The sequence below is a fragment of the Mycobacterium sp. genome (genome assembly GCF_035570115.1).
Taxonomy (GTDB): domain Bacteria; phylum Actinomycetota; class Actinomycetes; order Mycobacteriales; family Mycobacteriaceae; genus Mycobacterium.
The window spans coordinates 1-6,559 of the sequence record NZ_DATMLH010000200.1 but is presented as its reverse complement, the minus strand read 5'-3'; the positions used below and the strand labels follow the sequence as shown (position 1 = coordinate 6,559).

At 67.0% G+C, this 6,559-nt stretch carries 6 protein-coding genes and 1 pseudogene; 6 read left to right on the top strand and 1 reads right to left on the bottom strand.

From position 1 onward, the window contains the following. From VNW74_RS18085 to VNW74_RS18060, 6 genes and pseudogenes are all read left to right on the top strand, one after another. On the top strand, positions 1-1,357 hold a 1,357-nt coding region (locus VNW74_RS18085), incomplete at its 5' end, for a molybdopterin cofactor-binding domain-containing protein (RefSeq protein WP_325679239.1). A gap of 8 nt (positions 1,358-1,365) precedes the next feature. After that, positions 1,366-2,112: pseudogene (locus tag VNW74_RS18080) on the top strand (XdhC family protein); the annotation flags it as partial. A 137-nt stretch (positions 2,113-2,249) separates the two neighbouring features. Further along, complete coding sequence (locus tag VNW74_RS18075; protein WP_325679237.1) at positions 2,250-2,843, top strand: nucleotidyltransferase family protein; 594 nt, start codon at positions 2,250-2,252, stop codon at positions 2,841-2,843. Then, positions 2,840-3,721 (top strand): MoxR family ATPase, encoded by an 882-nt coding sequence (locus VNW74_RS18070; RefSeq protein ID WP_325679235.1) that lies wholly within the window; start codon positions 2,840-2,842, stop codon positions 3,719-3,721. The genes VNW74_RS18075 and VNW74_RS18070 overlap by 4 nt, the downstream gene beginning before the upstream one ends. A 13-nt stretch (positions 3,722-3,734) precedes the next feature. After that, complete coding sequence (locus VNW74_RS18065) at positions 3,735-4,415, top strand: SRPBCC domain-containing protein (protein WP_325679233.1); 681 nt, start codon at positions 3,735-3,737, stop codon at positions 4,413-4,415. Between the two features lie 6 nt (positions 4,416-4,421). Continuing rightward, entirely contained in the window at positions 4,422-5,645 is a 1,224-nt protein-coding gene (locus VNW74_RS18060) for a VWA domain-containing protein (protein ID WP_325679231.1), read from the top strand. On the opposite strand, the gene VNW74_RS18055 is transcribed toward VNW74_RS18060, so the two are convergent. Further along, positions 5,623-6,559: molybdopterin cofactor-binding domain-containing protein (locus VNW74_RS18055; RefSeq protein ID WP_325679229.1), on the bottom strand; the 937-nt coding region annotated here is incomplete at its 5' end. The two genes, VNW74_RS18060 and VNW74_RS18055, sit on opposite strands and share 23 nt — an antisense overlap.

Here is a 6,559-nt window from a genome sequence, read left to right as displayed (position 1 = left end):
CTTCGGGGTGTTCACCGGCAGCTACGACATCGAGGCCGCCTACTGCCATATGACCGCGGTGTACACCAACAAGGCACCCGGCGGGGTGGCGTACGCGTGCTCGTTCCGGATCACCGAGGCCGTCTACTTCGTCGAGCGGCTGGTGGACTGCCTGGCCTTCGACCTCAAGATGGACCCGGCCGAGCTACGGCTGCGAAACCTGCTGCGGCCCGATCAATTCCCGTACAAGAGCAAGACCGGCTGGGTCTATGACTCGGGTGACTACGAGACCACCATGCGCAAAGCCATGGACATGATCGGCTACGACGCGCTGCGCGCCGAGCAGAAGGAGCGGCGGGCGCGCGGCGAGCTGATGGGCATCGGGATGTCCTTCTTCACCGAGGCCGTCGGTGCCGGTCCGCGCAAGGACATGGACATCCTCGGCCTGGGCATGGCCGACGGGTGCGAATTGCGCGTGCACCCGACGGGGAAAGCCGTTGTGCGGCTTTCGGTTCAGACCCAAGGCCAGGGCCACGAGACGACGTTCGCCCAGATTGTCGCCGAGGAACTGGGCATCCCGCCCGACGACATCGACGTCGTGCACGGCGACACCGACCAGACGCCCTTCGGGCTGGGCACCTACGGCAGCCGGTCCACGCCGGTATCGGGTGCGGCCGCGGCCCTGGTGGCGCGCAAGGTCCGCGACAAGGCCAAGATCATCGCGTCGGGAATGCTGGAGGTGTCGGTTGCCGACTTGGATTGGGAGAAGGGTAAATTCCACGTCAAGGGTGACCCGTCTGCTGCGGTGACCATCCAGGACATCGCGATGCGCGCGCACGGGGCCGGCGACCTGCCCGAGGGCATCGAGGGCGGCCTGGACGCCCAGATCTGCTACAACCCGGAGAACCTGACCTACCCATACGGCGCGTACTTCTGTGTGGTGGACGTCGATCCGGGCACCGCGGTGGTCAAAGTGCGGCGCTTCCTGGCCGTCGATGACTGCGGTACCCGCATCAACCCGATGATCATCGAAGGTCAGGTGCACGGCGGCATCGTCGACGGCATCGGGATGGCTTTGATGCAGATGATCGCCTTCGACGAAGAGGGCAACTGCCTGGGCGGGTCGCTGATGGACTACCTGATCCCGACCGCGCTCGAGGTGCCGCACTTGGAGACCGGGCACACCGTGACGCCGTCGCCGCACCACCCGATCGGGGCGAAGGGCATCGGCGAATCGGCTACCGTCGGATCGCCGCCCGCGGTAGTCAACGCGGTGGTGGATGCGTTGGCGCCGTTCGGGGTTCGCCACGCCGACATGCCGCTGACACCGTCCCGGGTCTGGGAGGCCATGCAGGGCCGCGCCAGACCGCCGATCTAGAGGGTTATATGACGATCAGCGAGCGAGCTCAGCAACTGTTGGCGGCGCGGACACCGTTTGTGCACGCAACGGTGGTGCGGGCCCAGCCGCCCACTTCCGCTTACCCGGGAGACGAAGCAATCCTGTTGGCGGACGGCACGATCGAGGGCTTCGTCGGCGGCCAGTGCGCACAAAACTCAGTCCGTAAGGCGGCGCTGGGTGTGCTGCAGGCGGGCGAAAGTGTGTTGCTGCGGGTGCTTCCCGACGGCGACGTGCACTTTCCCGAGGCGCCCGGCGCCTGCGTGGTCGTCAACCCGTGCCTGTCCGGCGGATCGCTGGAAATCTTCCTGACGCCGCAGCTGCCCCCTCCCCTCATCCGCATCTATGGAGCCACGCCGATCGCAGACGCGCTAATGCAGCTGTGCGGCGTGCTGGGCTACGATGTCCAACGCGAAGCGCGGGAGACTACCGATCTGGCCGACACCTCCGCGGTGGTGATCGCCAGCCATGGCGGCCCGGAAGCCGAACTCATTCGCACCGCCTTAGATAACGGCGTTGGGTATATCGGCTTGGTGGCCAGCAAGGTTCGCGGCGCCTCGATCCTGAACGAACTCGAACTCTCCGACGTCGAGCGAGCCCGCATACATACCCCGGTCGGATTGCCCATCGGCGCCAAGACACCGGCGGAGATCGCGGTATCCATCGCCGCTGAACTCATTGCCGCCGTCCGAGACGGCCGCCTGATCCGTTCCGCTACACCGGTGAACGGCGGCGCCCGTGAGGCGGTCGACCCAGTGTGCGGCATGACGGTGCCGATCGGACCCGCCACCGAACACTTGGAATTGGGCGGCGCCGACTACTGGTTTTGCTGCCCAGGATGCCGCACGGCATTTGCCGCCGGGAAAGCCGGCGTATGACAGCGCAGCGGATCACCGGCGTCGTGCTCGCCGCCGGCAGCTCCCGAAGGCTAGGGACGCCTAAACAGGTTCTGCCATACCGGGAGACGACCATACTGGGGGCCACCCTCGACGTTGCCCGCGCCGCAGGATTCGACCAAATCATCGTCACATTGGGTGGTGCTGCCCAAGCGGTGCGCGACGTGGTGCCGTTGGACGGGGCCGACGTGGTAGCCGTCGACGACTTTGGCACCGGCTGTTCGGCGTCGTTGCGTGTCGCGCTACAACGGGTAGACCCGCGGGCTGCCGGCATTGTGCTGATGCTCGGCGATCAGCCACGTGTGGCTCCCGCAACCGTGCAGCGGATAGTCGCCGCTGCGCCGAGCGCCGACGTCATGGTGTGCCGTTACGCTGACGGCATCGGGCATCCGTTCTGGTTCAGCCGCGATGTATTCGGCGAACTTTCGCAGCTGCACGGCGACAAGGGAGTCTGGAAGCTGGTCCAGTCGGGCCGGCACCCGGTACACGAGATCGCGGTAGAGGGCCCGGTGCCACTCGACGTCGACACCTGGGACGATTACCTGCGATTGTTGGAATCGGTGCCATCATGATTTTCGCGGACCCCGACGACGTGATCCGCCGGTTCGACGCCCAGGACTATCTACTCGACACCGGAACGGCGTCCGCGATCTATCTGGCAGTCACGCTCGGCAAACCGCTCCTGCTGGAAGGAGAGCCCGGCGTCGGCAAGACGACGGCCGCGAAAACCCTTGCGGCAGTGCTCGATACCACACCACTTAGGCTGCAATGCTACGAGGGTCTAACCGCCAACGAAGCGCTCTACGACTGGAACTACCAGCGCCAGCTGCTGGCTATCCGGCTGGCCGAGGCGCGCGGCACCGGTATCGAAGAAGCGGATCTCTACACCGAGACCTACCTGGTGGATCGGCCCATCCTGCAGTGTGTGCGGCATCGGGGTCCGACACCGCCGGTGCTGCTGATCGACGAGATCGACCGGGCAGACGACGAATTCGAGGCGCTGCTGCTGGAGTTCCTCGGTGAGGCCGCGGTCACCGTCCCGGAGTTGGGCACCTTCGTCGCCGAGCGCGCGCCGATCGCGGTGCTCACTTCCAACCGCAGCCGCGACCTGCACGACGCACTGCGGCGGCGCTGCCTCTACCACTGGATCGATTACCCGGAGCCGTCCCGGGCGGCCGCGATTGTCCGCCGGACGGTGCCGGGGGCGACGACACCGCTGATCGGGCATGCCACCCAATTCGTGAGCAGCGCGCGTGATCTCGACCTGGACAAGCCGCCCGGCGTGGCCGAGACCATCGACTGGGTAGCGGCTCTGGTGTCGCTGCGCGTCGCAGATATTGCCCCGGCCGATTCGGTCGATTCGGCGCTGGCCAGCCTTGGGGCACTGGCCAAGACGCCCGACGATCGCACCCTGATCCGCGACGCGTTCATCGAATACAGCCGCAGATGAGAGGAATCACAGTATGAAGATCGCCAACCAGTTCACCGTCGGCGCGCCGATTGAGCAGGCCTGGGACGTGCTGTGCGACCTGGAGCAGGTGATTCCGCTGATGCCCGGTGCGGCGCTGATCGGCCATGAAGGCGACGAATACCTCGGCAAAGTCAAAGTCAAGGTCGGGCCCGTCACCAGTGAATTCAGCGGCAAGGTGCGTTTCGTCGAGCAAGACCGCGACCAGCACCGCGCGGTTATCGACGGCAAGGGCAAGGAGGCGCGCGGGACCGGCAACGCGGCCGCCACGGTCACCGCCCAGCTGCACGAGGAGGGGGGTCGCACGAATGTCAGCGTCGACACTGACCTGAAGATCGTCGGCAAGCTTGCTCAGTTCGGCAGCGGAATGCTGCAACAGGTGTCGGAGAAGCTACTGGGCCAGTTCGTGGAGTCCCTGGAAGCCAAACTGGCCGCCGAGAATGCCGGCGTCCCAACGGGTTCGACCGATACGACCGAGGAGGCCAGCGCCGAGGAGCCGATCCCGGCCTGGCCGGCAAATCCGGTCCCGGGCACCCGCCAAGACCCCGCTCCCGAGCCAGAGCCCATCGATCTGCTGCAGCTCGCGGGTGGCGGCCAGCTCATGAGATACGGCTCGGCGGCGGCGGTGCTGCTCGCCGGGCTGGTGCTGATCTGGGTGCTGCGTCGGAGAAGTTAGCCGCTCGTGAGCACCCCGTTGCTGTTGCGTGGCGTCGATCTGGCGGCGTTCGCGGCGGCGTTGGCAGCGCGCCTGCGCAGCGCGGGAGTCTCGGTGTCCGCCAGCGGCCAGGGTGGTTTCGTGCAGGCGCTCCAGCACTTGGCACCGCAAACCACGGTGGCGCTGTACTGGGCCGCCAGGCTCACCCTCGTCAACCGGATGGACGACCTCGGCGCCTTCGACGCGGTGCTGCGAGAGGTCTTCGGGAGTGTCCAACCCGGCGACACACGAAGCCCGGAGTCAGTCCTGCCGATCGCCGGTCCCAAGACACCCGCAGCACCCGCAGCTGGCATCGTGCAGACCGCGGCGAGCCAATCTGCCAATCCGCACGCCGCAAAACTGCCGTGGGTCACCCGGACCGCGCCCGACCGGGACGGCGGAGCGGACGCGGGCATCCTCCTGCCAGACCTGCTGCCCAGCCGCATCGCCGCGTTGGCCGACGAACCGTTCGACCAATTCGACCCCAAAGATCTTCGCCTGCTCGGTTCGTGGCTGGAGGCGTCGGTTCATGCTTGGCCCCGGCGCCGCAGCCTGCGATTCGAATCCAGCCCGCACGGCAAGAGGATCGACCTGCGGGCGACGATGAACGCGTCACGCGGGACCGGCTGGGAAGTGGTGACGCTGGCGCGAACGCGGCCGCGGCACCGGCCCCGGCGGCTCGTCCTGGTTTGCGACGTCAGCCGCTCGATGCAGCCATACGCCGCGATCTATCTGCATTTGATGCGGGCGACGGTGCTGCGCCGGGCCGGTGTTCGCCCCGAGGTGTTCGCGTTCTCGACGTCGCTGACCCGGCTCACCCCGGTGCTGTCCCACCGCTCGGCCGAGGTGGCGCTGGAACGGGCCAACGAGAAGGTCACCGACCGGTACGGCGGCACGTTCATCGGCCGCAGCATCGCTGCACTGCTGGCCCCGCCGCACGGCAGCGTGTTGCGCGGCGCGGTGGTGATCATCGCGTCAGACGGCTGGGACAGCGATCCGCCCCACGTGCTCGAGCATGCGCTGGCCAGGGTGCGGCGGCGCGCCGAATTGCTGGTCTGGCTCAACCCGCGCGCAGCGCACGGTGAATTCCAGCCACTTGCCGGTTCGATGGCGGCGGCCCTGCCTTACTGCGATCTGTTCCTGCCGGCGCACTCGCTGACCGGCCTGCGCCAGCTGTTTGTGGCGCTGGCTAGTCGGGCATCGCGGCGATGAGCTGTTCGGCGGTGAGGGGCATCGAGCGCACCCGGACGCCGAGCGCGTCGTAAACCGCGTTGGCGATCGCGGCGGCCGTCGGGCCTTGTGCGCACTCGCCGACTCCCAGCGGTGGATTGCCTTGTCCGGCGACGAATTCGACCTCGATTGCGGGCACCTCGGAGAACCGCAGGATCGGGTACGTCTCCCAGGTGTCGCTCGTAACATTCAATCGGTCGAAGCGCACCTGCTCCTTGAGCGCCCAACTGGTGGCCTGGATGGCACCGCCCTCGATCTGATTGACCGCACCATCGGGATTAATGACCAGACCGGCATCCACGGCGATGACGAGCCGTCGCACCTGGACCTCGTTGATCGCCTCGACCTCGGCGACGACCGCGCAGTAGGCGGATGAGTTCTTGTATCGCGCATAGCCGATGCCGTGCCCAACCGCTTCCCGTGACGTCCATTCCGCCCAAGCAGCCCCCGACGCCGCGGTGTGCAGGACTGCCTGTGCGCGCGGGTCCGACAAATGGGCCAACCGGAATTCGAGGGAATCGCGGCCCGCGGCCGAAGCGAGTTCGTCCATGAACGACTCGGCTGCAAAGACATTGAGAAAGGCGCCCAGCGAACGCAGCGCCGAGGTTCGCAGCGGCATCTCGGTCAACAGGTGGTTGGTGACTAAGTAAGCGGGAAAGTCGTAGGATGGCAGGGCATTTCGCCCGGCACCACCACCTCGTTCGAGCGGCGGCTCGCCGCCGGCACGGATGGGCTCGCCGCCGACGCGGTGGCTCGCCGCCAACAACGCATTCGTCGGTGTTGTCCCGGGGCGGCCCATATAGCTGCCGCTCCATATCTCATGGCGCCAGGACAGTACGCTGCCGTCATCAGTAGAGTCGGCCGCTATCTCGACCACCGCCGCGGGGCCGAACGGC